The 23,855-nt window shown below is 72.2% G+C and carries 16 protein-coding genes and 1 pseudogene; 7 read left to right on the top strand and 10 right to left on the bottom strand.

All coding sequences use genetic code 11. The features are described 5' to 3' along the window. Positions 1-2: 2 nt before the first annotated feature. The 5 genes from kdpB (ACWD3E_RS12340) to ACWD3E_RS12320 all read right to left on the bottom strand — a co-directional run bounded on the left by kdpB (ACWD3E_RS12340) (position 3) and on the right by ACWD3E_RS12320 (position 5,959). A complete protein-coding gene (gene kdpB / locus ACWD3E_RS12340; RefSeq protein ID WP_451387474.1) occupies positions 3-2,138 on the bottom strand; it encodes a potassium-transporting ATPase subunit KdpB in 2,136 nt (711 codons plus the stop codon). After that, complete coding sequence (gene kdpA, locus ACWD3E_RS12335; RefSeq protein ID WP_451387473.1) at positions 2,138-3,799, bottom strand: potassium-transporting ATPase subunit KdpA; 1,662 nt, start codon at positions 3,797-3,799, stop codon at positions 2,138-2,140. The genes kdpB (ACWD3E_RS12340) and kdpA overlap by 1 nt, the downstream gene beginning before the upstream one ends. A gap of 8 nt (positions 3,800-3,807) precedes the next feature. Then, the gene (gene kdpF / locus ACWD3E_RS12330; protein WP_009326374.1) at positions 3,808-3,897 is read right to left on the bottom strand and encodes a K(+)-transporting ATPase subunit F; all 90 of its coding nucleotides are present in this window, start codon (positions 3,895-3,897) and stop codon (positions 3,808-3,810) included. Further along, positions 3,894-4,034, bottom strand: a complete 141-nt coding sequence (locus tag ACWD3E_RS12325) for a hypothetical protein (protein ID WP_451387472.1) — start codon at positions 4,032-4,034, stop codon at positions 3,894-3,896. Before ACWD3E_RS12325 ends, kdpF begins: the two co-directional genes overlap by 4 nt. An 83-nt stretch (positions 4,035-4,117) precedes the next feature. Beyond that, positions 4,118-5,959: an APC family permease gene (locus ACWD3E_RS12320; RefSeq protein ID WP_451387471.1), complete on the bottom strand. Its 1,842-nt coding sequence runs from the start codon at positions 5,957-5,959 to the stop codon at positions 4,118-4,120. A gap of 222 nt (positions 5,960-6,181) precedes the next feature. Here ACWD3E_RS12320 and ACWD3E_RS12315 point away from each other — a divergent pair, with 222 nt between their 5' ends. Then, on the top strand, positions 6,182-6,742 hold the full coding sequence (locus tag ACWD3E_RS12315; protein WP_451387470.1) for a hypothetical protein: 561 nt from the start codon (positions 6,182-6,184) through the stop codon (positions 6,740-6,742). A 23-nt stretch (positions 6,743-6,765) separates the two neighbouring features. Here the strand turns inward: ACWD3E_RS12315 and ACWD3E_RS12310 are convergent, their stop codons facing one another. The 3 genes from ACWD3E_RS12310 to ACWD3E_RS12300 form a co-directional block, all read right to left on the bottom strand. Next, positions 6,766-8,682 (bottom strand): NAD-binding protein, encoded by a 1,917-nt coding sequence (locus tag ACWD3E_RS12310; RefSeq protein ID WP_451387469.1) that lies wholly within the window; start codon positions 8,680-8,682, stop codon positions 6,766-6,768. An 85-nt stretch (positions 8,683-8,767) separates the two neighbouring features. Then, positions 8,768-9,571, bottom strand: coding sequence for a DUF4118 domain-containing protein (locus ACWD3E_RS12305; RefSeq protein ID WP_451387468.1), 804 nt, complete (start codon positions 9,569-9,571; stop codon positions 8,768-8,770). 10 nt (positions 9,572-9,581) lie between these two features. After that, positions 9,582-12,119, bottom strand: coding sequence for an ATP-binding protein (locus ACWD3E_RS12300; RefSeq protein ID WP_451387467.1), 2,538 nt, complete (start codon positions 12,117-12,119; stop codon positions 9,582-9,584). A gap of 235 nt (positions 12,120-12,354) precedes the next feature. Here ACWD3E_RS12300 and ACWD3E_RS12295 point away from each other — a divergent pair, with 235 nt between their 5' ends. Together ACWD3E_RS12295 and ACWD3E_RS12290 are read left to right on the top strand one after the other, a co-directional pair. Then, positions 12,355-13,929, top strand: a complete 1,575-nt coding sequence (locus ACWD3E_RS12295; RefSeq protein WP_451387466.1) for a Na+/H+ antiporter — start codon at positions 12,355-12,357, stop codon at positions 13,927-13,929. 13 nt (positions 13,930-13,942) lie between these two features. Continuing rightward, positions 13,943-14,107 (top strand): annotated as a pseudogene (locus ACWD3E_RS12290) (acetoacetate decarboxylase family protein); the annotation flags it as partial. Here ACWD3E_RS12290 and ACWD3E_RS12285 read toward each other — a convergent pair. Further along, complete coding sequence (locus ACWD3E_RS12285; RefSeq protein ID WP_451387465.1) at positions 14,104-15,678, bottom strand: hypothetical protein; 1,575 nt, start codon at positions 15,676-15,678, stop codon at positions 14,104-14,106. The pseudogene ACWD3E_RS12290 and the gene ACWD3E_RS12285 sit on opposite strands and share 4 nt — an antisense overlap. A gap of 251 nt (positions 15,679-15,929) precedes the next feature. Here ACWD3E_RS12285 and kdpB (ACWD3E_RS12280) point away from each other — a divergent pair, with 251 nt between their 5' ends. Next, a complete protein-coding gene (gene kdpB / locus ACWD3E_RS12280; protein ID WP_451387464.1) occupies positions 15,930-18,083 on the top strand; it encodes a potassium-transporting ATPase subunit KdpB in 2,154 nt (717 codons plus the stop codon). 232 nt (positions 18,084-18,315) lie between these two features. Here the strand turns inward: kdpB (ACWD3E_RS12280) and ACWD3E_RS12275 are convergent, their stop codons facing one another. Beyond that, positions 18,316-20,133, bottom strand: a complete 1,818-nt coding sequence (locus tag ACWD3E_RS12275) for an APC family permease (RefSeq protein WP_451387463.1) — start codon at positions 20,131-20,133, stop codon at positions 18,316-18,318. A gap of 203 nt (positions 20,134-20,336) precedes the next feature. Here ACWD3E_RS12275 and ACWD3E_RS12270 point away from each other — a divergent pair, with 203 nt between their 5' ends. From ACWD3E_RS12270 to ACWD3E_RS12260, 3 genes are all read left to right on the top strand, one after another. Next, entirely contained in the window at positions 20,337-20,855 is a 519-nt protein-coding gene (locus tag ACWD3E_RS12270; protein WP_451387462.1) for a hypothetical protein, read from the top strand. Between the two features lie 184 nt (positions 20,856-21,039). Continuing rightward, positions 21,040-21,885, top strand: coding sequence for an SCO2400 family protein (locus ACWD3E_RS12265; RefSeq protein ID WP_451387461.1), 846 nt, complete (start codon positions 21,040-21,042; stop codon positions 21,883-21,885). A 97-nt stretch (positions 21,886-21,982) separates the two neighbouring features. After that, entirely contained in the window at positions 21,983-23,839 is a 1,857-nt protein-coding gene (locus ACWD3E_RS12260) for an NAD-binding protein (RefSeq protein WP_451387460.1), read from the top strand. Positions 23,840-23,855 lie beyond the last annotated feature (16 nt).

Here is a 23,855-nt window from a genome sequence, read left to right as displayed (position 1 = left end):
GATCAGCCGATTCCGGGGATGAGGGAGATGAGCAGGTCGATGATCTTGATGCCGATGAACGGGGCGATCAGGCCGCCGATGCCGTAGATCCCGAGGTTGCGGCGCAGCATCTTGTCCGCGCTCATCGGCCGGTACTGCACGCCCTTCAGGGACAGCGGCACCAGGGCGATGATGATCAGCGCGTTGAAGATGACGGCCGACAGGATCGCGGAGTCGGGCGAGGACAGGTGCATGATGTTCAGCTTGTCCAGGCCCGGGTAGACCGCCGCGAACAGCGCCGGGATGATCGCGAAGTACTTCGCGACGTCGTTGGCGATGGAGAACGTGGTCAGCGCACCGCGCGTGATCAGCAGCTGCTTGCCGATCTCCACGATCTCGATGAGCTTGGTCGGGTTGGAGTCGAGGTCGACCATGTTGCCGGCCTCCTTGGCGGCCGACGTACCGGTGTTCATCGCCACGCCGACGTCCGCCTGCGCGAGGGCCGGGGCGTCGTTCGTGCCGTCACCCGTCATCGCGACCAGCTTGCCGCCCGCCTGCTCCCGCTTGATGAGGGCCATCTTGTCCTCGGGAGTGGCCTCGGCGAGGAAGTCGTCGACGCCCGCCTCCTCGGCGATCGCCTTGGCGGTCAGCGGGTTGTCACCCGTGATCATGACCGTCTTGATGCCCATGCGGCGCAGTTCCTCGAACCGCTCCCGCATGCCGTCCTTGACGACGTCCTTGAGGTAGATGACGCCCAGAACGCGGGCGCCCTTCTCGTCGTCGACAGCGACCAGCAGCGGGGTGCCACCGGCCTCGGAGATCCGGCCTGCGACGGCGTCGGCGTCCTTGGCGACCGTGCCGCCCTGCTCCTCCACCCAGGCGATGACCGAGGCGGTGGCACCCTTGCGGACCTTGCGGCCGTCGACGTCCACACCCGACATACGGGTCTGGGCGGTGAAGGCGATCCACTCGGCGTGCGCCAGCTCGCCCTGGTGGCGCTCGCGCAGCCCGTACTGCTCCTTCGCCAGGACGACGATGGAGCGGCCCTCGGGCGTCTCGTCGGCCAGCGACGACAGCTGGGCGGCGTCCGCGACCTCGGCCTCCGTGGTGCCCTTGACCGGGACGAACTCGGCGGCCTGGCGGTTGCCGAGCGTGATGGTGCCGGTCTTGTCGAGCAGCAGCGTGGAGACGTCACCGGCCGCCTCGACCGCGCGCCCGGACATGGCGAGCACGTTGCGCTGCACCAGGCGGTCCATGCCCGCGATGCCGATCGCGGAGAGCAGGGCGCCGATGGTGGTCGGGATGAGGCAGACCAGCAGGGCGACCAGCACGATCATCGTCAGGTGCGTGCCGGCGTAGTCCGCGAACGGCGGCAGCGTGGCCACCGCCAGCAGGAAGACGATCGTCAGCGACGCGAGCAGGATGTTCAGCGCGATCTCGTTCGGCGTCTTCTGCCGGGCCGCGCCCTCGACCAGGTTGATCATCCGGTCGATGAAGGTCTCGCCGGGCTTCGTCGTGATCTTGATGACGATGCGGTCGGAGAGTACCTTCGTACCGCCCGTCACCGCGCACCGGTCACCGCCGGACTCACGGATGACCGGAGCCGACTCACCGGTGATCGCCGACTCGTCGACCGAGGCGACACCCTCGACGACGTCACCGTCACCGGGGATGATGTCGCCGGCCTCGCAGACCACCAGGTCACCGATGGTCAGCGCGGTGCCGGGCACCTGCTCCTCGGAGCCGTCCTCCAGCAGCCGGCGCGCGACCGTGTCGGTCTTGGCCTTGCGCAGGGTGTCCGCCTGGGCCTTGCCGCGGCCCTCGGCGACCGCCTCCGCGAGGTTGGCGAAGATCACGGTCAGCCACAGCCAGGCGCTGATCGTCCAGCCGAACCAGTCGCTCGGGTCCTTGAAGGAGAAGACGGTGGTCAGGACGGAGCCGATCCACACGACGAACATCACGGGGGACTTGACCATCACCCGCGGGTCGAGCTTGCGGAAGGCGTCCGGCAGGGACTTGACCAGCGCCTTGGGGTCGAAGAGGCCCGCACCGACGCGGCCCTCGGCCGGCTTGTGCCCGGTGGGGACGTCGCTGTGCGGCGCCCGGGTCGGAGTGGCTGTGGACATGGAGTCCTCTGACTTCTCTATGCGGGTGGTCATCACGCCAGCCCCTCGGCGAGCGGACCCAGCGCCAGCGCCGGGAAGTACGTGAGACCGGTGATGATCAGGATCGCGCCCACCAGCAGGCCGGTGAACAGCGGCTTCTCGGTGCGCAGGGTGCCCGCCGTGACCGGCACCGGCTTCTGCTCGGCGAGCGAGCCGGCCAGCGCCAGCACGAACACCATCGGCAGGAAGCGGCCCAGCAGCATCGCGAGACCGGTCATGGTGTTGAACCAGTCGGTGTTCGCGTTCAGGCCGGCGAAGGCCGAGCCGTTGTTGTTCGACGCGGAGGTGAATGCGTACAGGACTTCGGAGAAGCCGTGCGCCCCGGAGTTCAGCATCGAGTTCGGCGGGGTCGGCAGCGCCATGGAGGCCGCGGTGAAGACCAGGACCAGCGCGGGGGTGATCAGGATGTAGCAGGCCGCGAGCTTCATCTCGCGGGCGCCGATCTTCTTGCCCAGGTACTCGGGCGTACGGCCGACCATCAGACCGGCGATGAACACCGCGATGATCGCCATGATCAGCATGCCGTAGAGGCCGGAGCCGGTACCACCGGGGGCGATCTCGCCCAGCATCATGCTGAGCATGGTGATCCCGCCGCCGAGGCCGGTGAAGGAGGAGTGGAAGGAGTCCACCGCACCGGTCGAGGTGAGGGTCGTCGAGGTCGCGAAGATCGACGAGGAGCCGACGCCGAAGCGGACCTCCTTGCCCTCCATCGCCCCGCCCGCAGCCTGGAGCGCCGCGCCGTGGTGCGCGAACTCGGTCCACATCATCAGCGCGGTGAAGCCGAGCCAGATGGTGAACATCGCGGCGAGGATCGCATAACCCTGCTTCACGTTCCCGACCATCACACCGAAGGTGCGGGTCAGCGAGAACGGGATCACCAGGATCAGGAAGATCTCGAAGAGGTTGGTGAACGGGGTGGGGTTCTCGAAGGGATGGGCGGAGTTGGCGTTGAAGTAGCCACCGCCGTTGGTGCCCACCTCCTTGATCGCCTCCTGCGAGGCCACCGCGCCGCCGTTCCACTGCTGCGAGCCGCCCATGAACTGACCGACCTCGTGGATGCCGGAGAAGTTCTGGATGACACCGCAGGCGACCAGGATCACCGCGGCGACGGCTGCGAGCGGCACCAGGATCCGAAACGTGCCGCGCACCAGGTCGGACCAGAAGTTGCCCAGCTCACCGGTGCGCGAGCGCGCGAAGCCGCGCACCAGCGCCACCGCGACGGCGATACCGACGGCCGCCGAGACGAAGTTCTGCACGGCCAGACCGGCGGTCTGCACGACGTGACCCATGGTCTGCTCGCCGTAGTACGACTGCCAGTTCGTGTTGGTCACGAAGGAGACGGCCGTGTTGAACGACTGCGCCGGGTTGACCGCGTCGAAGCCCATCGAGCCGGGCAGGACACCCTGGAGCCGCTGGAGCAGGTAGAGGAAGAGGACGCTGACGGCCGAGAAGGCGAGGATGCCGCGCAGGTACGCGGGCCAGGTCATCTCGACGTCGGGGTTGGCTCCGATGGCCTTGTAGGCCCACTTCTCGACACGCAGGTGCTTGTCAGAGGAGTAGACCTTGGCCATGTAGTTGCCAAGGGGGACGTAGGCGAGCGCCAGTGCGCCTATCAGGGCGACGAGCTGGAGCACGCCGGCAAGTTCGGGACCCATGTCTGCTCTCAGAACCTCTCCGGGAAGATCAGGGCGAGGACGAGATAGCCCAGCAGGGCGACGGCCACGACCAGGCCGACGACGTTTTCGGCGGTCACAGCTTCGTCACCCCCTTGGCGACGAGGGCCACCAGCGCGAAACCCGCGAGCACGGTGACGACGAAGGCCAGATCGGCCATCGTGAACTCCTGGATGAGGTTCGGGGGAAGCGGACGGTTCGAGGAAAGCGCGTCCATGGCCGAATTCGAGCCCCGTTGATGGCTCTCTTACGGCGGCCTGTGCACCCTTGACGGGGTTCATACGCCTGACGACAGATTGATCACAGCAGCCGGAAGCGCAGCCGGCAGATCACCGCGTCCGTCTCCCGGCGCACGGCGTGCGCGACGACGGCGCCCCGCTGGTTCTGCAGGAGCCGCTGCCACAGCCGCTCCGGTTCGGTCTCCGGGATCAGCACCGTGACCTGGGTGGCCGGCTCGGCGGCGGCGACCTCACGGACGTAGGCGGCGATCGGGCGGCCCAGGCTGCGCCGCTCGCAGGACAGCCGCACCAGGGGCACGCCCGGGTCCCACTCGGCCCAGGCGCGCTCCAGGGCGTGCAGTGCGGCGCGGTCCTCCGGGTCCGGGTAGCAGACGGTGACCGCGCGGACCTCGTCGCCCAGGGAGGCGGCGGCAGTCAGGGCCTCGGAGGTGAGCCGGGACAGGGAGGACACCGGCACGATCACCAGCGAGCGCTCGCGGTGCGGCGGCTCCGGGATCCGGCCGAGGCCGAGCCGCTCGCCGATCCGGCCGTAGGCGCGGTGGACGGCGATGAACGCGGCGACCATCAGCGGCAGGGCCACCACGATCAGCCAGGCGCCCTCGGTGAACTTGCTCGCCGTGACGACGACGGTCGCCACGCCGGTCAGCAGCGCGCCGAAGCCGTTCAGCAGCGCCTTGCCGCGCCAGCCCGTACCGCGTTCCAGAAGCCAGTGCCGGACCATGCCGACCTGGGCGATGGTGAAGCCGACGAAGACGCCGATGGCGAACAGCGGCACGAGGGTGTTGGTGTCGCCGCCGGAGAAGACGAGCAGCGCGGCGGAGACCAGGGCAAGGGCGAGCACGCCGTGCCGGTGCACCTGGCGGTCGGCCTTCAGGGCGAAGACGTGCGGCAGGTAGTTGTCGCGGGCGAGCAGCTTCAGCAGGACGGGCAGCCCGCCGAAGGAGGTGTTCGCGGACAGGGCCAGCAGGATCATCGTCGCGAACTGGATGACGTAGAAAGCCCAGTTGTGGCCGAGCGAGGCGTCCGCGAGCTGGGCGAGGACCGTGACGCCCTCGACCGGCTGGAGGTGGAATCGGCCGATCAGAACCGACAGGCCGATCAGCATCAGGCCGAGGACGGCACCGAGGGCGACCTCCGCGCGCTGGGCGCGCCGAGCGCGCGGGACGCGGAAGGAGGGGACGGCGTTGGCAATGGCCTCGACGCCGGTCAGCGCGGAGCACCCGGAGGCGAAGGCCTTCAGCAGGAGCAGGATGCCGACGGAGGTGGCGTTGTCCGCGACCACGGAGGCGTGTCCGGCCGCGGTGGCCGTACTGACGGGGGCGGACCGGAAGAGGCCGACCGCGATCAGCACGAAGATCGAGCCGACGAAGACGACCGTGGGCACGATGAACGCCTTGGCCGACTCCACGATGCCGCGCAGGTTGACGGCCGTGATGAGCACGAGCACCACCAGGCACAGCCACAGCCGGTCGCCGTACAGGCCCGGGAAGGCGGAGGTCAGGGCGGCCACGCCGGCCGTGACGGCGACGGCCACGTTGAGCACGTAGTCCAGCACCAGGGAGGCCGCCGCCACCAGGCTCGTGCGCGCGCCCAGGTGCGTCCTGGCCACGGCGTAGGAGCCGCCGCCGTCCGGGAAGGCCGCGATCACCTGCCGGTAGGAGGCGACCAGCACCGCCAGCAGGGCCGCGATGGCGAGGGTGACGGGCAGCGTGTAGCCGAGACCGTGGGCGCCGGCGGCGGCCAGCACGAGGACGATCGCCTCCGGGCCGTACGCCACCGACGCCATCGCGTCCAGCGACAGTGCCGCGAGTCCGGTGACGGCGGTGAGCCGGTGGCGTTCGCCGGTATCCGGGGGTTCCTCGCCGGCGGGGACGGCGTCCGGTTCGGTGGTCAGGACGGACATGCTTGCGTGCTCCTTCGTCAAGAGCCGCGCATCGGGGCTGGCATCGGTGCCGGGTGATGCGCGGTCCCCTCAGGTTCTGTCCGCCGCCGACCGTCCCTGACTGTTCCTGGCGGCATCTTCGCGCCCAAACGGCCGACCTTGATGAGATCTTGACGGGTGCCGCCCGTCAGAGTCGTATCAGGACGGCCGGAACGGGTGCTCGGAGTCGGTACCGTCGCAGGCATGGGACGCCCCGACCACGCGCAGAGGTCACCGGCCGACGCTCGTGCGCAGACACCCGCCGCGGACGCCGTGCACGACCGGCACTGGGCGCGGGAAGCCAGGGTCTCCGTCTACTGCGCCGGCGCGCTGCTCGCCCTGCTCCTGCTCATCGACACGGGCGCGGGCAGGCTCACCCCGTGGCGCGGCGCCCTGTGGCTGCTGCTCGCCGTCCTGCTGTTCCTCGTGCTCTGTCCCGCCCGCGTCTCGGCCGGACCGGGCTGGCTGGCCTCGCGCCGGCTGCTGCGCGAGCGCCGGGTCCGCACCGATCTGCTGGTGTCCGTCCGCTGCCTGGACGGCGTCTCCCAGCGACTCCTGCTGCGCGACGCGTACGGCGCATGCGTCGAGATCGACCCCGACGTGCTGCTGCGCACCCCCCCGCTCTGGCACCGTCTGGAGGAAGGCGCCCGCCAGTCGGCGGCCGACGGCCTGCTCCTGTGCGGCCAGACCGCCCTGCGCCGCCTCGCGGCCCGCGTGAACCGGGAGGCGGCGCAGGCGGTGTTCAGGGTGTCCGGACTCGACTGACAGGACCTATAGGGGGTGTCGGCTCAGTCCCGCCGCCCCGGGGGATGCGGCTGGACGCCCGTCATCAGGATGTCCAGCCCCCGCCGCGTGGTCGCCAGCACCACCCGGTCGCCCGCCCGCAGCACCCGGCCCTGTGCCGGATGCCAGTCGAAGCCGGACCGCTCCGGCCGGAGCCCGGTGAGGGTGTCCATGGACGACGCGTCGGCAGCCGGGCCGGCGGCGCCGACGGCGAGCACCCGCCACTCGTTCTCCCGGAACGCCTCGTGCACGGAGCGCCCCTCCAGCTCGGGGTGCCCGGCCACGTCCACGCAGGTGAACAGCAGCGAGCCCCGCTCCACCGGCATCACGCCCAGTACATGACGGCCCATCATGGCGGCGGCGAAGGACGGCGCTGCCAGTGCGGAAACGCTTCGGCTGCGGGTCAGCGCGTCCGGGTAGGAGGCGCGCAGGGTGCGCTGGACGGTCGCCGCGAAGTCGTCGTCGTACAGCCGCATGACCACACGGACCTGCGGATTGCTCTCCCGGACCGCCATGACGATGTCGAGGTTCTGGCCGTCGTCGCGGGTCAGCACCAGCAGCGAGCCGCTGGCGCGGACCCGGGCCAGTTCGAGCACGCCGGAGTCGGTGGCGTCCTGCAGGATCAGCGGCACGCCGAGTTCGCGGGCGAGCGCAACTCCCCGCGCGTGCGGGTCGCGTTCGACGACCACGACCTGATGACCCGTGGTGCGCAGCCGGACCAACACTCGGGTGCCGACCTTGCCGAGACCGACGAGGACTATGTGGCCGCTCGTGTCCTCGTCCGGCGGATGGCTCGCGGAGGCGGTGCGGAACGCCTCGGTGGCGTTCAGCGTCGCGGCCACCACGAGCGGCAGCACCGCCAGGCCCACGAAACCGGCGATCAGCTGGAGGACGCGGCGGGCGACCGACTCGTTGGTGGCCGGGTCGCCCATGGTGAAGATGTCCAGCATCGGCAGGTACAGGTTCTTCCACCAGGGATGCTCGTCCGCGAACAGCGCGGTGGCGGCTGCCAGGGCGAGTTCCATCGCGCCGAGCGCCCCGTAGACGGCCGTGACCTCGCGGGACAGGAAGACCTTCCATGGCAGGTGCGCGAGCTTGGCCCGCAGCCAGGCGCTGGTCCGGTGGCCGGGCCGGCCGCGCTGGGCCTCTTCCGGCGCGTGATGGTGGGTGACCTCCTCCAGCATCAGCCGCCCGTGCGTGAACTGGCGGTGGTAGGAGGTCCTGGTGTCCGGCAGCAGCTGCGTGCCGTCCTCGCCGGGCGTCTCCGGGCTGTCCTCGCTCGCCGGGTCGTCCTGGTGGGCGCCGGACAGCACGGCGAGCGTGGCCAGGTCGGTGGCCTGCGACGGCATCCCGGCCGGGCGTACGACACCACGGAACACCTTGCCCTCGACCTGGAGCGTGTGGCCGTGTCCCATGGCGGCTGCGGCCACGAGTTCGGGTACGGCGGTGTCGGCGTCCGACAGCACCGTGGTGGACGTGTCCTGCGCCGGATCCTCGGCCCGCCCCGCGGCACGGTCCAGCAGCCGCTCCAGGTGCCGGCCGCGCTCGCGGTGGAACATCCGCACCACCAGCCGCACGGACGGGTTGAGGGTGCGGGCCAGCAGGGCGGCGGTCATGTTGACCTGGTCGTCGCGGTAGGTCAGGGCGAGCGCTGCGGCCCGCTCGACCCCGGCGGCCCGCAGCGTCCGCTCGTCGGGGCGCGCGGAGACGAGCAGCTCCACCGGCGAGCGCGGGTCGTCGTGCAGCGCCGCAATCCCGGCGCCGTACTCGTCGTCGCGGGAGGGCAGCACCACGGTGACGACCTCGCCGCACACCGCGTCCAGTTCGAGGGCGAGCCGGTGCGCGAGGCCGTCGTCGCCGCAGATCACCATGTGCTGGGAGCGCTGGCCACGGTCCGGGCGGAGATGGAGAGTTGACGTCACACCGGAAGGAAACGGCGGGACGGGCGGTGCCGTTCCGTCCCGCCGCCGATCCGAGGTAAGGATCACGTGAGGGAACGCGTCGGGACTACCCGCGCACCGGCCCCGCCGTGTCCAGCGCCGCCCCCGTCTGGTCCGCCAGGGTCACCGCGACCAGGCGGGCCTGGAGCGGAGGTACGTCACCGGGGCCCGGAGTGAGCAGGAAGCGGCCCAGGTAGTGGCCGTTGCCGAACGCCCACAGTTCGATCTCGCCCTCGGGCCGGCCGTCGGTGTCCGGGTTCCAGGTGCGGCGGCCCACCGTCACGCTGCCGTCCTGCTCCAGCCGCGGCAGCCGGCCCAGAAGGGTGCCGTACTCGAAGCGGCAGGCGCGCAGGCCGAGCAGGCCGGTCAGTTCGCCGCGGACGTGGTCGACCACGGTGTCGGCGGAGTTGGCGGACTGGACGAGGGCCGCCGTGCGGTGGATCCGGGCCAGGTGGTCCGCGTCCGTCACCGTCAGCACCTTCAGACGGCGGGCGCGGGCCGCGAGCTGGGAGACGATCAGGCCGACCGCCAGCAGCAGCACCGCCGTCCCGATGTCCGCGGACGCCGAGATGGCGAAGGTCTCGTACGGCCGGGTGAGGAAGAAGTCGAACCAGGCCGCCGCCGACAGCGCGCCCACGGCGCCCGCCGTACGGCTGCCCAGCGCGGCCACCGCCACGACCACCACGACGAGGACCAGCGCGGCGTTCGTGTGCGACAGGCCGGTACGGAACGGGACGAGCGCGAGGGCCACCAGGAACGGGGCGAGCAGCCCCGCGGCCAGGGCGAGCCGGTCGCGCCGCGGCCAGCCCGGGGCCTTGGCGCGGGCCGGACGTCCGTGGTGCGCCCTCCAGATGCCGGTTTCGGTACTCATCACGTACCTCCTACACGGTGTGCTCCGTCGGTTCGGTGGGGACGGTCTGCCGGGTCGGCCCGGCCTGGTCCGCGAACGGCAGCGACACCACCATGGTCAGCCCGCCGCCCGGTGTGTCCTCCGGGGTCAGCGTGCCGCTCATCGCCTCGGTCAGGCCCCGGGCGAGGGCCAGGCCCAGGCCCAGACCGGTGGTGTTGTCGGTGTCGCCGAGCCGCTGGAAGGGCTCGAAGAGGCGGTCCCGGCCGGTCGGCGGGAGGCCGGGGCCGCGGTCCACGACGCGCAGCTCCACCCGGCCCGCCAGCGCGCTGGCGCCGACCAGCACCTGCCGGCCGGGCGGGGTGTGGCGGGCGGCGTTGCCGACGAGGTTGGCGATCACCCGTTCCAGCAGCGGCGGGTCGGCGAGCACCGCCGGGATCTCCTCCAGGTCCGCCACCTCGACGACCTCCGGTACGTCCGACAGTGCCATCGGCAGCACCTCTTCCAGCGAGGTCGCTCGCAGGTTCAGGGTGAGGACGCCCGCCTCCAGACGGCTCAGGTCGAGGAGGTTCTCCACGAGCCGGTTCAGCTTGGCCATGGACTCGTCGGCGCTGGCGAGCAGTTCGTCGCGGTCGGCGGCGGAGAACTCGACGTCGCGGCTGCGCAGGGAGGTGACCGCGGCCCAGCCCGCCGCGAGCGGAGTGCGCAGGTCGTGGCCGACGGCCCGCAGCAGCGCCGTACGCATCCGGTCGGCGGCCTTGACGGGCTCCACCTCGGCCGCCGCCTCGGCCAGCCGGGTCCGCTCGACCGCGGAGCCGACGTGCGCGGCGAAGGCGGCCAGCACCCGGCGCTCGGAGGAGGACAGGGTCCGGCCGCGCAGCACCAGGTACGCGCCCGGACCGGCCGGCACGGACGTGGTGCCGTCGGCGGTGACCGCGCCGGCCGTGGTGCCGTCGGTGTCCGGCGGCTCGTCCGCCAGCTCCGCCGACGCCATGCCGAAGGTCTCGCGGGTGCGCTCCAGCAGGGCCGGTATCGTCGCCTCGCCCCGCACGATCGTGCCGGCCAGGGACGACATGGTCTCGGCCTCGGCGGTGGCACGGGCCGAGCGCCGGGACAGCCGCAGCGAGCGGTCGACGACCGCGGCCACGGTGGCCGCCACGACCGCGAACACGCCCAGCGCCACCAGCGCATTGGGATCGTTCAGGGTGAAGGCGCCGATGGGCGGTATGAACCAGTAGTTCAGCAGCAGCGACGCCGTCACCGACGCGATCACCGCGGAGGCGACCCCGCCTATGCAGGCCACCCCCACCACGGCGAGCAGGAAAAGCAGCGCCTCGCTGGTGAGGTCCAGCGTGCCGCGCACCTGGGCGAGGGCGGCCGTCAGCATGACCGGCAGCACCAGTCCGGCCACCGGGCCCGCGATCCGGCGGGCCGTGGACAGCGTGCGGCGCCGAGAGGGCAGCAGGGTGCCGCGCCCGGCCCGCTCGTGAGTGACCCGGTGGACGTCGATGTCGCCGGACAGCTCGGTCACGGTCTCCCCCGTGCCGGGCCCGCTCAGGAACCGGGCCAGCCGGCCGCGGCGGCTGGTGCCGAGGACCAGCTGGGTGGCGTTCTCGGCGCGGGCGAACTCCACCAGGTTGGTCGCCACGTCGTCGCCGACCACCGAGTGGTAGCTGCCGCCGAGGTCCTCCACGAGCCGTCGCTGCCGGGCGAGCGAGGCGGCCGAGACACCGCCGGCCAGTCCGTCGCTGCGGGCCACGTGCACGGCCAGCAGGTCGCCGCCGGCGGACCTGTCGGCGATCCGGGCGGCCCGCCGCACGAGCGTGTCGCCCTCGGGCCCGCCGGTCAGGGCGACCACGACCCGCTCTCGGGTCTCCCACACCCCGCCGATGCCGTGCTGCGAGCGGTACTCCTGGAGTGCCTCGTCCACCCGGTCGGCCACCCACAGCAGCGCCAGCTGACGCAGCGCGGTCAGGTTGCCGGGTCGGAAGTAGTTGGCGAGGGCCGCGTCGATCTTCTCGGGGGCGTAGATGTTGCCGTGCGCCATGCGGCGGCGCAGCCCCTCGGGCGGCATGTCCACCAGCTCGATCTGCCAGGCCCGGCGGACGACCTCGTCGGGGACCGTCTCGTGCTGCGGGACCTGGGTGATCTTCTCGACCACGTCGTTGAGGGACTCCAGGTGCTGGATGTTCAGCGCGGTGACGACGTCGACACCGGCGGCGAGCAGCTCCTCGACGTCCTGCCAGCGCTTGGCGTTGCGGCCCGCGCCGGGGACGTTGCTGTGGGCCAGCTCGTCGATGATCGCGACCTGCGGGCGGCGCTCCAGCACCGCGGCCAGGTCCATCTCCTCGAAGTCCCCGCCGCGATAGGTGCAGCGGGCGCGTGGCACGGTCTCCAGGCCGTCGAGCATCTCCTGCGTGTGCCGGCGTCCGTGGCACTCCACGAAACCGACCACCACATCAGCCCCGCGGGCGGCGCGGCGCCGCGCCTCGTCGAGCATCCGGTAGGTCTTGCCGACCCCCGGAGCCGCCCCGAGGTAGACCTTCAGCCGTCCGGGCCGTACGTCACTCATCGCCGTCGATGCGCTCCGCTCACATGGTCAACTCCCCTTTCCGCAAGGGGGACTGCTCCTAAGGAAGCCCCTCCGCGGGCCGTCGCGTTCCTGCGTTAGCGGATCCTTTGCGCCGCTCACGAGGACCTTGACACTGTCTTGACGTGACCTGGGCCGATAGGGTGAAGGCGGTGTGCCGGGAAGTCTGGTCGGCGGGGGAGCCAGGGTGGCTCCCTCTGTACCCCAGGGGGACGGCATGCGCAGCGTCGGCACGGTACTCGCGTTGGTCATCCTGGCCACCGTGGTGGCCACCTTCGCGCGCCGGTGGCGCATTCCCGCCCCCTCGCTGCTGGTCGTCGCCGGCCTCGCCGTGGCACTGCTGCCGGGCACCCCGCAGATCGAGATCAGCCCGGAGATCATCGGCCTCGTCGTCCTGCCGCCCCTGCTGTACGCGAGCGCGGAGGAAATGCCCTGGCGGGAGCTGCGAGCGGTGTGGAAACCGGTCGGGATACTCGCCATCGGCCTGGTCCTGGCATCCGCCGCGGCCGTCGCCGCGGTGGCCGTGGCGGTGACCCCGCTGCCGTGGCAGATGGCGTTCGTGCTGGGCGCGGTGCTGGCCAGCACCGACCCGGTGGCGGTGACCGCGCTCGGCCGCAGGCTCGCCCTGCCGCCGAAGGTGCAGGTCCTGGTACAGGCGGAGAGCCTGTTCAACGACGCGACCTCGCTGGTGCTGGTCAGGGTGGCGGCGGGCATCGCCGCCGCGTCGGCGGCGGCGGACTGGGGCTCGGCAGGCACCAAGTTCCTGGTCCTCGCCGGCGGCGGCACGGTGATCGGGGCCGCCGTGGCCGGTGTGGTGGCGCTGATCCGGCGGCGCACCGAGGAGCCGGTGCTGGAGACGGTGATCGCCCTGGTCACGCCGTACGCCGCGTATCTGCTGGCGGAGGCCGCGCACACCTCCGGGGTGACGTCGTGCGTGGTGGCCGGGGTGGTCCTCGGCGGCCGGGGCGACCGGCTCACCAACGCCCGCATACGGCTCCAGCTGCACGCGGTCTACGGCACGGTCGTCTTCCTGCTGGAGAGCGTGGTCTTCTCCCTCATAGGGCTGGCGCTGCCCGCGCAGGTCCGGGCGCTGGCCGACGGCGACGGGTCCTGGCCGCTGTACGCCCTCGCCGTGGCCGCCACGCTCGTCGCCGTACGACTGCTGTGGCTCGCGCCGCTGTCGGCCGTCGTACAGCGCAAGGGCGGGATCGGCCGGCTGAACTGGCGCATCCCGGTGGTGCTGACCTGGGCGGGCACCCGGGGCGTCATGCCGCTGGCCGCCGCGCTGTCCATCCCGGAGGTCACCCGGAGCGGCACCGACCTGGCCGACCGTCCCCTGGTCCTCGTCCTGACCACGTCCGTGGTGGTCGTGACGCTCGTCGTCCAGGGCTTCACGCTGGCCCCGGTGGTGCGCGCCTCCGGCATCGCCCTGGAGCCCGCGCACACCGAACGCGAGGAGTTCGAGGCCCGCTCCCGTCTCGCCCACGCCGGACTCGCCCGGCTGGAGGAGCTGGCGGAGCTGGAGGCCGTACCGGACGTCGTCCTGGACCGGCTGCGGCGCGGCCTGAACGCCCGCCTGGAGGACGCCCGCGACCGCCTCGCCGAGAACGACGGCGCCGCCGTGGCCACCGAGTCCGCCGACCTGGTCTACCGCCAGCTGCGCCGCGACCTGATAGCGGTGGAGACGGTGGAACTGCAGCGCCTGTACGACGGCCACCGCATCAGCGACACGACCCGCCGCCGCCTCCAGCGCTCCCTGGACCTGGAGGAGGCGCGGCTCTCGGACGCGTAGGAGGACGTAGCCGGTCAAGGGCGCCTGGACCGGGCCCGCGCGGCTCCAGCTCTTCGCGCACGCCCTGGCACCGCTGGCCGACCTGCCCGTGCTGGAGATCGTCTCGGCCGGCCACCTCCTCACCGACCTCACACTCGGCCGCGCCGAGGTCGTCCACGACTACCTGGCCGCCGGCTAACGGAACTCGGCGAGCCGGGGCCGCAGACCGAGCGCGGTGAGGAGCATCGCCGCGAGCAGCAGGCCGCACGCCCACGGCAGCAGGACGCGTATTGACGAACGACCGTCCGCCGCCGAGGAGTCGAAGTGGGCGCGGTTGATGTCCGTCACCTTGTCCAGGGCGGCCATCCACTCCCCGAAGTGCGCGTTGGAGGTGTCCGGCTTCCAGTCCATGCAGAACTCCACCGCCTGCCGCTCCTTCCCGGCCGCGAGCAGCGCCCGGACCTTGCGGTCGTCGCGCTCGTAGACGGCGTACGTGTCCACGGTCCGCTCGGCGGCGGCACGTTCGCCCGGGAAGGTGATGTTGTCCAGCTCGCGCCGGAACTCGCCGGTGAAGCCCAGGTGTCGGTGGTCGGTGCTGTAGGCGCGCCAGGTGGTGGCGAGCTTCTCGTCGTACGTCGACAGGGTCGCGCCGTCGAGGCCGTACAGCTTCTGCGACTTGTCGAGGAAGGAGCGCGCGTACTGGTCGCGGCGGGCGGGGTCGAGGAGGAAGCGGCTCTCGTCGGCGTTGGCGTCGTGGGCGATGGCGCGGGCACGGGAGAGGGCGACGACGGAGTCGAAGGCGTCGTGGCGGGCCACACGCAGGTCGTCGGTGGTGGTGCCGAGCAGCTGCGCGCCCAGGATCACCGCGAGCAGGGTGCAGACGGTGGCGCCCAGCACGCCGGGGTTGAGGATCCGCCGGAAGCGGCGGGTCAGGTACCACTGGAGGACGCCCAGCGCGGCGAGCAGCAGCACGCCGAGGGCGATGACGGCGGCGAGCCGGGCGGACAGAGCGGAGTCGGCCGCGCGGTACTGCTCCTCGAAGTTGGCGTCGTTGGCCGACACCAGTGTGCGCGCGGCGGGCAGGAGCCTGGTCTGGAGGAGGTCGGTCGCCTTGCGGTAGTCGACCAGGGCGGCGGGCTTGCCGCCGGTGTGGGCGTCGTTCTCCAGGGCGCGGCCGACGATTTCCTGGTAGGCGGCGAAGTCGTCGGTGAGGCTCTCCACCGTCTTCTCGGCGGACCGGTCGCCCTGCGCCGCGACGGCGAGGGTGCGCAGGTCGTGGCTGATCTCGCGGCGCGCGTCGCCGTAGAACCCGACGGCCTTGTCGTACGGGGTCTCAAGCCGGTCCTTGCCCGCGTTGCCGCTGGACAGCAGGACGTTGGCGACCTGCGCGTCCATGTCGTTGAGGGCGAGGTTGAGGTCGGCGGCGCTCGTGGTGCGCGGTGCGTCCCGGCCGGTCACGTCGGACCAGGTGCCGTTCGCGGACAGTCCGGCGACGAGCAGCAGCACGGCGACGGCGGTGGTCAGCAGGAGCGTGGCCGCGCGCAGGAGGCGCAGCCGTGCGGGCACGGTGGCCCAGAAACGGCGGCGCAGAGCGGCCCGCACGGCCACGACCTGCCGGCGCGGGTGCAGCCCCGGATCCGGATCGCCCGTCCGCGAACCCCCGTGCCCTCGCGGACCGGGGCTGCTGCCCGCCGGGGCGACCGTCGTCTGCTGTGGCGGCGTCTCCCCCTCGGTCGCAGGACCCTGTGTTGATCCGGCCGTGATGGCCACGGTCCCTCCAACGTCACGCCACGGACGGTCGCCCGTCCCCCGTTGCCGATCAGTCTGCGACCGAATTCGGCCAGCATTGGCCTGCGTTGACGCGTTCCTGACGGCTGCTCAGCATTGTTTGACGCCTCTTTGACGGCCCCTCGGGCCAGGCCGTATGAGTGCCGCAAATTCCCCCCGGATCAGGGAGGTTGGGACCTAATAGGCGGTTAGGTTCCCTTGTCCCGTCCACCCGCCCAGACACGAAGGTGTCCATGCTTCCCGCTGCCCCCGAGCAGGCCCCGCCGACCCGCCCCCAGCGCACCACCCGGACCGGACCGGAGGGAAGGGGGAAGCGTCGCGCTCCGGGCGGACTGTTCGACCCCGCCCAGCTCGTCCGCTCGCTCCCCGAGGCCCTGCGGAAACTGCATCCGCGCGCCCTGGTCCGCAACCCGGTCCTGTTCGTCGTGTCCGTCGGTGCGGCGCTGACCACCCTGTCGGCACTGCTCCACCCGGCCGTCTTCACCTGGGTGATCAGCCTCTGGCTGTGGCTGACGGTGGTCTTCGCCAACCTCGCCGAGGCGGTCGCCGAGGGCCGCGGCAAGGCGCAGGCCGAGTCGCTGCGCCGGGCCCGCACGGACACGGTGGCGCTGCGCCTGCTCGACTGGCGCTACGGCACCGACGCACGCTCCGCCCGCACCGAGGCCGTCGCCGCCACCGCGCTCAAGCCGCTGGACGTCGTGGTGGTCGAGGCGGGCGAGATGATCCCGGCGGACGGCGATGTCATCGACGGCGTCGCCGCCGTGGACGAGTCCGCCGTCACCGGCGAGTCGGCGCCCGTCATCCGTGAGGCGGGCGGCGACCGCAGCGGAGTCACCGGCGGTACCACGGTGCTGTCCGACCGGATCGTCGTCCGGGTCAGCGCGCGCCCCGGCCACAGCTTCCTGGACCGGATGATCGCCCTGGTCGAGGGCGCCTCCCGGCAGAAGACGCCCAACGAGATCGCGCTGAACATCCTGCTGGCCTCCTTGACGATCATCTTCCTGCTGGTCGTGGTCGCCCTCCAGCCGATGGCCGAGTACGCCGACGCCGCCCAGTCCACGACCGTGCTGGTCGCCCTCCTGGTCACGCTCATCCCGACCACGATCGGCGCCCTGCTCTCCGCGATCGGCATCGCCGGCATGGACCGCCTGGTCCAGCGCAACGTCCTCGCCATGTCCGGCCGCGCGGTCGAGGCGGCCGGCGACGTCAACACCCTGCTGCTCGACAAGACCGGCACCATCACCCTCGGCAACCGCGAGGCCGCCGCCTTCGTCCCGCTGCCCGGCATCGACGAACGGCAGCTCGCCGACGCCGCCCAGCTCTCCTCGCTGGCCGACGAGACCCCGGAGGGCCGGTCCGTCGTCGTGCTCGCCAAGAACCGGTACGGGCTGCGGGCGCCCGCCGAGGGCGAGTTGGCGAACGCCCGCTGGGTGGCCTTCAGCGCGCAGACCCGGATGAGCGGTGTCGACCTGCGCTGGGACAACGGGGCCGTGTGCGCCATCCGCAAGGGCGCCGCCCAGCAGGTGATCGAGTGGGTGCAGATGTACGGCGGTCAGGTCCCGCCCGAGGCACGGACCTACGCCGATGCCGTGGCCACGGCAGGGGGGACACCGCTGCTGGTGGCCGTGCACGACTGGGACGGGCCGCGCGTGCTCGGTCTGATCCAGCTGAAGGACGTGGTCAAGGACGGCATCCGGGAACGCTTCGCGGAGCTGCGCCGCATGGGCATCCGCACGGTCATGGTCACCGGTGACAACCCGCTCACCGCCCGCGCCATCGCCCAGGAGGCGGGCGTGGACGACTACTTGGCGGAGGCGACCCCCGAGGACAAACTCGCGCTGATCCGGCGGGAACAGGCGGGCGGCAAGCTCGTCGCGATGACCGGTGACGGCACCAACGACGCCCCGGCCCTCGCCCAGGCGGACGTCGGCGTGGCGATGAACACCGGTACGTCGGCCGCCAAGGAGGCCGGCAACATGGTCGACCTCGACTCCAACCCGACCAAGCTCATCGAGATCGTCGAGATCGGGAAACAACTCCTCATCACTCGGGGCGCGTTGACCACGTTCTCCATCACGAACGACGTCGCGAAGTACTTCGCGATCATCCCGGCCATGTTCGCGGGCTCGTACCCGGGCCTGGAGTCCCTGAACGTGATGGGCCTGCACAGCCCCACGTCCGCGATCACCTCGGCGATCATCTTCAACGCGCTGATCATCGTCGCGCTGATCCCGCTCGCCCTGCGCGGCGTGCGCTACACCCCCTCCTCCGCGCACGACCTGCTCCGCCGCAACCTGCTCGTCTACGGACTCGGCGGCCTGGTGCTGCCGTTCGCCGGCATCAAGCTGATCGACCTGCTGATCGCGCAGGTGCCCGGCCTTGGCTGAGCCCCGCCAGGTCACCTGGCTCGCTCGTCAAGGAGCCGTATGCGCACGTCAAACCCACGTCAGGGAGGGCGTTTCGGGCTTGCCCGGGGCGTGCGGCACGGCTTCCATGGATGTCGTGAACAGCGCCTGCCTCCTGGCCTGGAACGTCGGCTTCCGTCTGGTCCGCGAGTACGTGCACTACGCGGTCGGCGGCCCGGTGGCGAGCCGTCACCTCGGCGCGTAGCAGAGAGGGTCAGACGTGCAGCCGGTAGGGCAGCATGCAGACCACGACGTCGGTGCGGGCCCGCAGCACGGTCGCCAGCAGCAGACCCCGCTGGTTCTGCAGGATCTCGTAGCGCCGGTGCCGGGGTTCGACCTCGGGGATCAGCACCGCGACCTGCCGTCCGTCCCGGGCCGCGTGCTGCACGTAGTCGACCATCGGCTGGACGAGTGAGCGGTGCGGGCTGTCGATGACCTCCAGGCGCACCCCCGGGTTCCAGCGCGCCCACGCCTCCTGAAGGGCCCGGGTCTTGTCCGGGTCGTTGTGGACGGCGACGGCGACCACCTCGTCGCCCAGCGCGAGGGCGGCGCCGATGGCGTGCCGGGCGAGTCTGCTGACGTCGCCGATCGGGACGATCACCAGGCTGCCGGGGCGCGGGGCGGGCGGGCCGGGGATGCGGCCGAGGCCGAGTTCCTTGCCGACTTCCGTGTAGTAGCGCTGGATGCGGGAGAACAGCAGCATCAGCAGCGGTACGGCGATCACGACCACCCAGGCGCCCTCCAGGAACTTGGTGAACAGGAGGATGAGCCCGGCCAGGGTGGTGAGCACCGCCCCGGTGCCGTTGATGAGCGCACGGCGCTTCCAGCCCCGGGGCCGCTGGGTGGCCCAGTGCCGGACGAGACCGAGCTGGCTGAGGGTGAAGCCGATGAACACACCGATCGCGAAGAGCGGGATCAGCCGGTGGGTGTCGGCATCGGAGGCGATGAGCAGCAGCGCGGCCAGCAGAGCCAGCGCCACCACCCCGTACCGGTAGACGGGCCGTTCGGCACGCAGCCCGAACAGGTGGGGCAGCCGGTGGTCGCGGGCCAGCAGGCTCATCAGCACCGGCAGCCCGCCGAAACTGGTGTTCGCCGCGAGCAGCAGGACCAGGGTGACGATCAGGTTGGTCGCGTAGTACGCCCAGCCGTCGCCGTAGGCGCCTGCGGTGAGCTGGGCCAGGACGGTGACGTCCGAGCGCGGGGCGACGTGGTCGCGCCGGATCAGCACAGCGATGCCGATCAGCATCAGGCCCAGCAGCGCGCCCAGCATGAACTCGGTGCGCTGGGCACGTCTGACCCTCGGGGTGCGGAAGGTCGGCACGGCGTTGGCGATGGCCTCCACTCCCGTCAGCGCCGAGCAGCCGGACGAGAACGCCTTGAGGACGAGCAGCACGCCCAGCGCCTCATGCGCCTGGACGGGCTGCGCGCCGCCCACCACGGCCGCCGGATGGGAGCGGAGGAGGCCGACGGCGACGATGCCGAGGATGGCCACGATGAACAGCACGGTCGGGAGCATCAGCACCCGGGCGCTCTCGGTCACGCCGCGCAGGTTGACGGCCGTCAGTAGCGCGAGACCGCCCAGGCACACCAGCAGCTTGTCGTGGGCCAGGGCGGGAAAGGCGGAGGCCAGGGCGTCGGCGCCGGCGGTGACGCTGACGCAGACCGTGAGGACGTAGTCGACGACCAGACTGGCCGCGGCGAGCAGGCTGGGGGCCGCCCCCAGGTCCTTCTTGGCCACCGCGTAGGCGCCTCCGCCGTCCGGGTGTACGGCGATGACCTGGGCATACGACACGACGAGCGCCGCGAGCAGGAACGTGATGGCCAGCGTGATCGGCAGGGTGGCGGTCAGCGCGCCGGTCCCGGCGGCCACCAGGGCCAGCACGATGGCCTCGGGGCCGTACGCGACCGAGCTGAGCGCGTCCAGCGACAGCGCGGCCAGCCCTTCCAGGCTGGTGAGGTGGTGCTTCTCCCCTTCGCCCGGGCGCAGCGGGACCCGCGGTTCCACCTCACGGCGTGCCAGGCCATACGCCATCGGGACCTCACCATGGACGGCAGCACGGTCGCGACCAGTGTCTCCGGGAGACGGCCGTACGGCTTCCCGGGATCGGCCGGCCGCGTGGACGGCAGCCCGTCCACCCTCGCACGCGTATGGAACCCGTCAGGATCCGCCATCCGGGTGTCAGAAGCCCGTCAGGAACACTGGCCGGGCGTCGTACGGCGCCTAGCGTCGCTGCCATGCGACGGAGCGGACCGGCAGGACCGGCCGGTGACCGCCACTGGCGTGGCAGCGCCCGGCTCGCGGTGGGCTGTGCCCTGGCGTTCTGCGTCCTGAGCATCCTCGTCGACTGGGACGCGGGAAGCCTGACGCCGCTGCGCGCGCTCCTCTGGGTCACCCTGTCGGCCACGGTGTGCACCGTCCTGCTGCCGCAGCGGGTGAGTGCGGGCCCCGGCTGGCTGGCCGTCCGCACCCCCTGGCGCCGGGTCGTGGTGCACACGGACGCGCTGGCTGCCGTACGGCAGTACGACGGCGTCTCCTCCCACCTCGTCCTGCGCGACATCCACGGCCACCGCCTGGAACTCGACCCCCGGGTCCTCGTCGCCAACCCGCTGCTCTGGCACGCCCTCGACACCGGCGTGCGCCGCTCCCTGGAGCGCGGCACGCTCCGCCAGGGAGCGGACGTCCTCGACCGCCTCGGCCGCCTCATCGACGACGAGACCATTCAGGCGGTTCTGCGGGCCTCCGGGCTCTCCTGAACGCGCGGTCCGAACGACGCGAGGTCCGCCAGGAATTCGTGCAGGAGCGTCACACACGCTGCACACAGCCTTTCGAATGCCTCGTTAGCGTGACTGACCGCTCGATCTCCTGTGCGGGCGTGTCCAGGCCGTGGCCCCGGTGGGCCGACGGCGCAGTCGAGGCAGGAAGACCCCGAAGATCCCGATGGACTACTGCTCCTCGTGTCGTAGGCACCTCAACGGCGCTCTGGTGTGCCCCGGGTGCGGCGCCTACGCCCCGGACATCGCTCCGCCCAGCACGGCGAACCGCACGGCGGACCGCATGGATCACGGCCTGGGTGACGGCCTGGGTGACGGTCTGGACGACGGCCTGGACGACGGCCTGGGCCCGGACCTCTCCGCGGAAACCGCCGGTGTGGCGGTCGCCTCGGAAGGGCGCGCGGCCCGGCGCCGGCAGCGGGCGCGCTGGAAGAAGAACCAGCGGCGGGCCGTGGTCGCGACCGCCGTCGCGCTGGTCGGCGGCGGCCTGACCGTCGCCTCGCTGGACCGGCACTCCCACGACAAGGCTCAGGCCGCCGCCGTGCCGGACGACCGGCCCATGGGTGACACCACCCTGGCGCCGGGTCCCGCGGGCGGCCGTACGGACTCGACGCCGCCGCCCGCCGCTCATCGGGCGACGCCCACCGCGTCCCGGACGCAGGACCCGACGGGTGCCGCCCCGACCGGGCGGCACCGCAGGGCGAGCATCCCGGAGGCACCCTCCATGACCCGCCCGGACGCCGTCGCGCCACCCCGCCCGGTCACCCCGGCGACCCTGCACACGCACACCACCGTCCCGTCCGTCCCCGACAACAGCACCGGCAGCACGGGCACAGGCACGGGTACGGCGACGAAGCAGCCCGCCCCGGCCCCGAGCACGGGTACGGGCACGGGCACGGGCACCGGCTCACACTCCAGCCCGAGTTCGGCACCGGCCACCAGCCCCTCCACCCCGACGGCGACCTCCCCGAACCCGAACCAGATCTGCCTGGTCCTGCTCTGCCTGGGCTGACAGGCCCGTTCCTGGAACCACCGGTCTCCTTGGGGCAGTCTTTTCCGTCGTGGGGAGCGTTCCGAATCAAAGCGGGCCCGGCGCACCGCCGGCGCACATGATCGTCTGCGGTGACGACGGGCTCGCGCACCGGCTGGCCGCCGAACTGCGCGGCGTCTACGGCGAACAGGTCATCCTCGTCGTACCGCCCAACGAGCGCACGGCCCGGCCCCCGGTGGTCGGCCGGGCGCGCGGCGCGACCGCGCTGCTCGACCGGATGGTCAGCGCCGCCGTCGGCCGGACCGGCGGGAACGGCGGCAGCAGCGGGAACGGCGGGGCAGTGCACCCGCCCGGCAACGGCGGCAACACCCACCGAGCCGACACTGAGCGCGTGTTGGAGGCCGTCGAGGTCACCGAGGCCATGCTCGCCGAGGCCGGTGTGGAGCGGGCCGCCGCGCTCGCCCTCGTGTACGACGACGACGAGACCAACATCCGCGCCGCGCTGACCGCCCGCCGCCTCAACCCGAGACTCCGGCTCGTACTGCGCCTCTACAACCGGCGGTTGGGCCAGCACATCGAGGAACTCCTCGATCAGGCAGCCGCGTTGGCGATCGGGGACGGCCTGGACGGGGCCGTGGACGTCTCCACGACCGTGCTGTCCGACGCCGACACCGCCGCCCCCGCGCTGGCCGCCTCCGCGGTCGCCGGCACCAGCAAGGTCATCCAGACCGACGGGCTGCTGCTGCGGGCCGTGGAACGGCTGCCCGCAGGGGTCGGACAGATCGCCGATCCCGGGCTGTGCACGCTGGCCCTGCTCTCCGCGACCAGCACCGATCCCGCCGGGGCCGACGGGTCCGAGGGCAGCGGGGAGCACGGGCCCCGGCTGCTCCCGGACGACGACGAGGTACGGCGGGCCGCCGGGCGGGCGGCCGTGGTGCTGGAGCAGGTGTCGTCCGCGGCCGAGCCGGGGTCACCCCTGGCGGGGCGCGGAGCAGGGGGCGTGGTGGCGCTCGGCTCGCTGTTCTCACGACGGCTACGGTGGTCGCTCGCGGGGATCGTGGGCTGTGTGCTGGCGCTGGCCGTCGCGCTGTGGGTGGTGACGGGCATCCATCCGCTGCGGGCCTTCTACCTCACGCTGCTGGACATGTTCGCGATCGACGACCCCGCCATAGGCGAGTCCCTCGGCCGGCAGATCCTGCAACTGCTGTCCGGGCTCGTCGGGTTGCTGCTCCTTCCGGTGCTGCTGGCCGCCGTACTGGAGGCGCTGGGCACGTTCCGCACCACGTCCGCGCTGCGCAAGCCACCGCGCGGCCTGGGCGGGCACGTGGTGCTGCTCGGCCTCGGGAAGATCGGCACCCGGGTGCTGACCCGGCTGCGGGAGCTGCAGATCCCGGTGGTGTGCGTGGAGTCCGACCCGGAGGCCAGGGGGCTGGCGACCGCGCGGCGGCTGCGCGTGCCCGTGGTGCTCGGTGATGTGACCCAGGAGGGCGTCCTGGAGGCCGCGAAGATCCACCGGGCGCACGTCCTGCTGGCGGTGACCAGCGCGGACACGACCAACCTGGAGGCGGTGCTGTACGCGCGGTCCGTCCGCCCGGACCTCCGGGTGGTCCTGCGCCTGTACGACGACGACTTCGCCACCGCCGTCTACCGCACCCTGCGCGCCGCCCACCCGCACGCCCGCACCCGGAGCCGCAGCGTCACGCACCTCGCCGCACCGGCGTTCGCGGGCGCGATGCTCGGCCGGCAGATCCTCGGCGCGATCCCCGTGGAACGGCGCGTCCTGCTGTTCGCCGCGGTGGACGTGGCCGGCCACCCGGAGCTGGAGGGCCGGACCGTGGCCCAGGCCTTCCGGGCCGGGGCCTGGCGGGTCCTGGCCCTGGAGGGCCACACCGATGTCCCGCCCGACCGCGTGCTCCAGAAGGAGGACCGTGTGGTGGTGGCCGCCACCCGAAGGGGCCTGGCCGAACTGGGCTGAGCCCCCGAAGGGGGCT

It is taken from the genome of Streptomyces sp. NPDC002676 (genome assembly GCF_053592455.1).
The sequence above is the reverse complement of the archived record's forward strand: the minus strand, read 5'-3'. Positions and strand labels throughout refer to the sequence as shown.

What these genes read in the sequence shown, in the direction of transcription:
- kdpB (WP_451387474.1), bottom strand. Translation starts at nt 2,138, where the DNA reads ATGACCACCCGCATAGAGAAGTCAGAGGACTCCATGTCCACAGCCACT.
- kdpA (WP_451387473.1), bottom strand. Translation starts at nt 3,799, where the DNA reads ATGGGTCCCGAACTTGCCGGCGTGCTCCAGCTCGTCGCCCTGATAGGC.
- ACWD3E_RS12325 (WP_451387472.1), bottom strand. Translation starts at nt 4,034, where the DNA reads ATGGACGCGCTTTCCTCGAACCGTCCGCTTCCCCCGAACCTCATCCAG.
- ACWD3E_RS12320 (WP_451387471.1), bottom strand. Translation starts at nt 5,959, where the DNA reads ATGTCCGTCCTGACCACCGAACCGGACGCCGTCCCCGCCGGCGAGGAA.
- ACWD3E_RS12315 (WP_451387470.1), top strand. Translation starts at nt 6,182, where the DNA reads ATGGGACGCCCCGACCACGCGCAGAGGTCACCGGCCGACGCTCGTGCG.
- ACWD3E_RS12305 (WP_451387468.1), bottom strand. Translation starts at nt 9,571, where the DNA reads ATGAGTACCGAAACCGGCATCTGGAGGGCGCACCACGGACGTCCGGCC.
- ACWD3E_RS12300 (WP_451387467.1), bottom strand. Translation starts at nt 12,119, where the DNA reads ATGAGTGACGTACGGCCCGGACGGCTGAAGGTCTACCTCGGGGCGGCT.
- ACWD3E_RS12295 (WP_451387466.1), top strand. Translation starts at nt 12,355, where the DNA reads ATGCGCAGCGTCGGCACGGTACTCGCGTTGGTCATCCTGGCCACCGTG.
- kdpB (WP_451387464.1), top strand. Translation starts at nt 15,930, where the DNA reads ATGCTTCCCGCTGCCCCCGAGCAGGCCCCGCCGACCCGCCCCCAGCGC.
- ACWD3E_RS12275 (WP_451387463.1), bottom strand. Translation starts at nt 20,133, where the DNA reads ATGGCGTATGGCCTGGCACGCCGTGAGGTGGAACCGCGGGTCCCGCTG.
- ACWD3E_RS12270 (WP_451387462.1), top strand. Translation starts at nt 20,337, where the DNA reads ATGCGACGGAGCGGACCGGCAGGACCGGCCGGTGACCGCCACTGGCGT.
- ACWD3E_RS12265 (WP_451387461.1), top strand. Translation starts at nt 21,040, where the DNA reads ATGGACTACTGCTCCTCGTGTCGTAGGCACCTCAACGGCGCTCTGGTG.
- ACWD3E_RS12260 (WP_451387460.1), top strand. Translation starts at nt 21,983, where the DNA reads ATGATCGTCTGCGGTGACGACGGGCTCGCGCACCGGCTGGCCGCCGAA.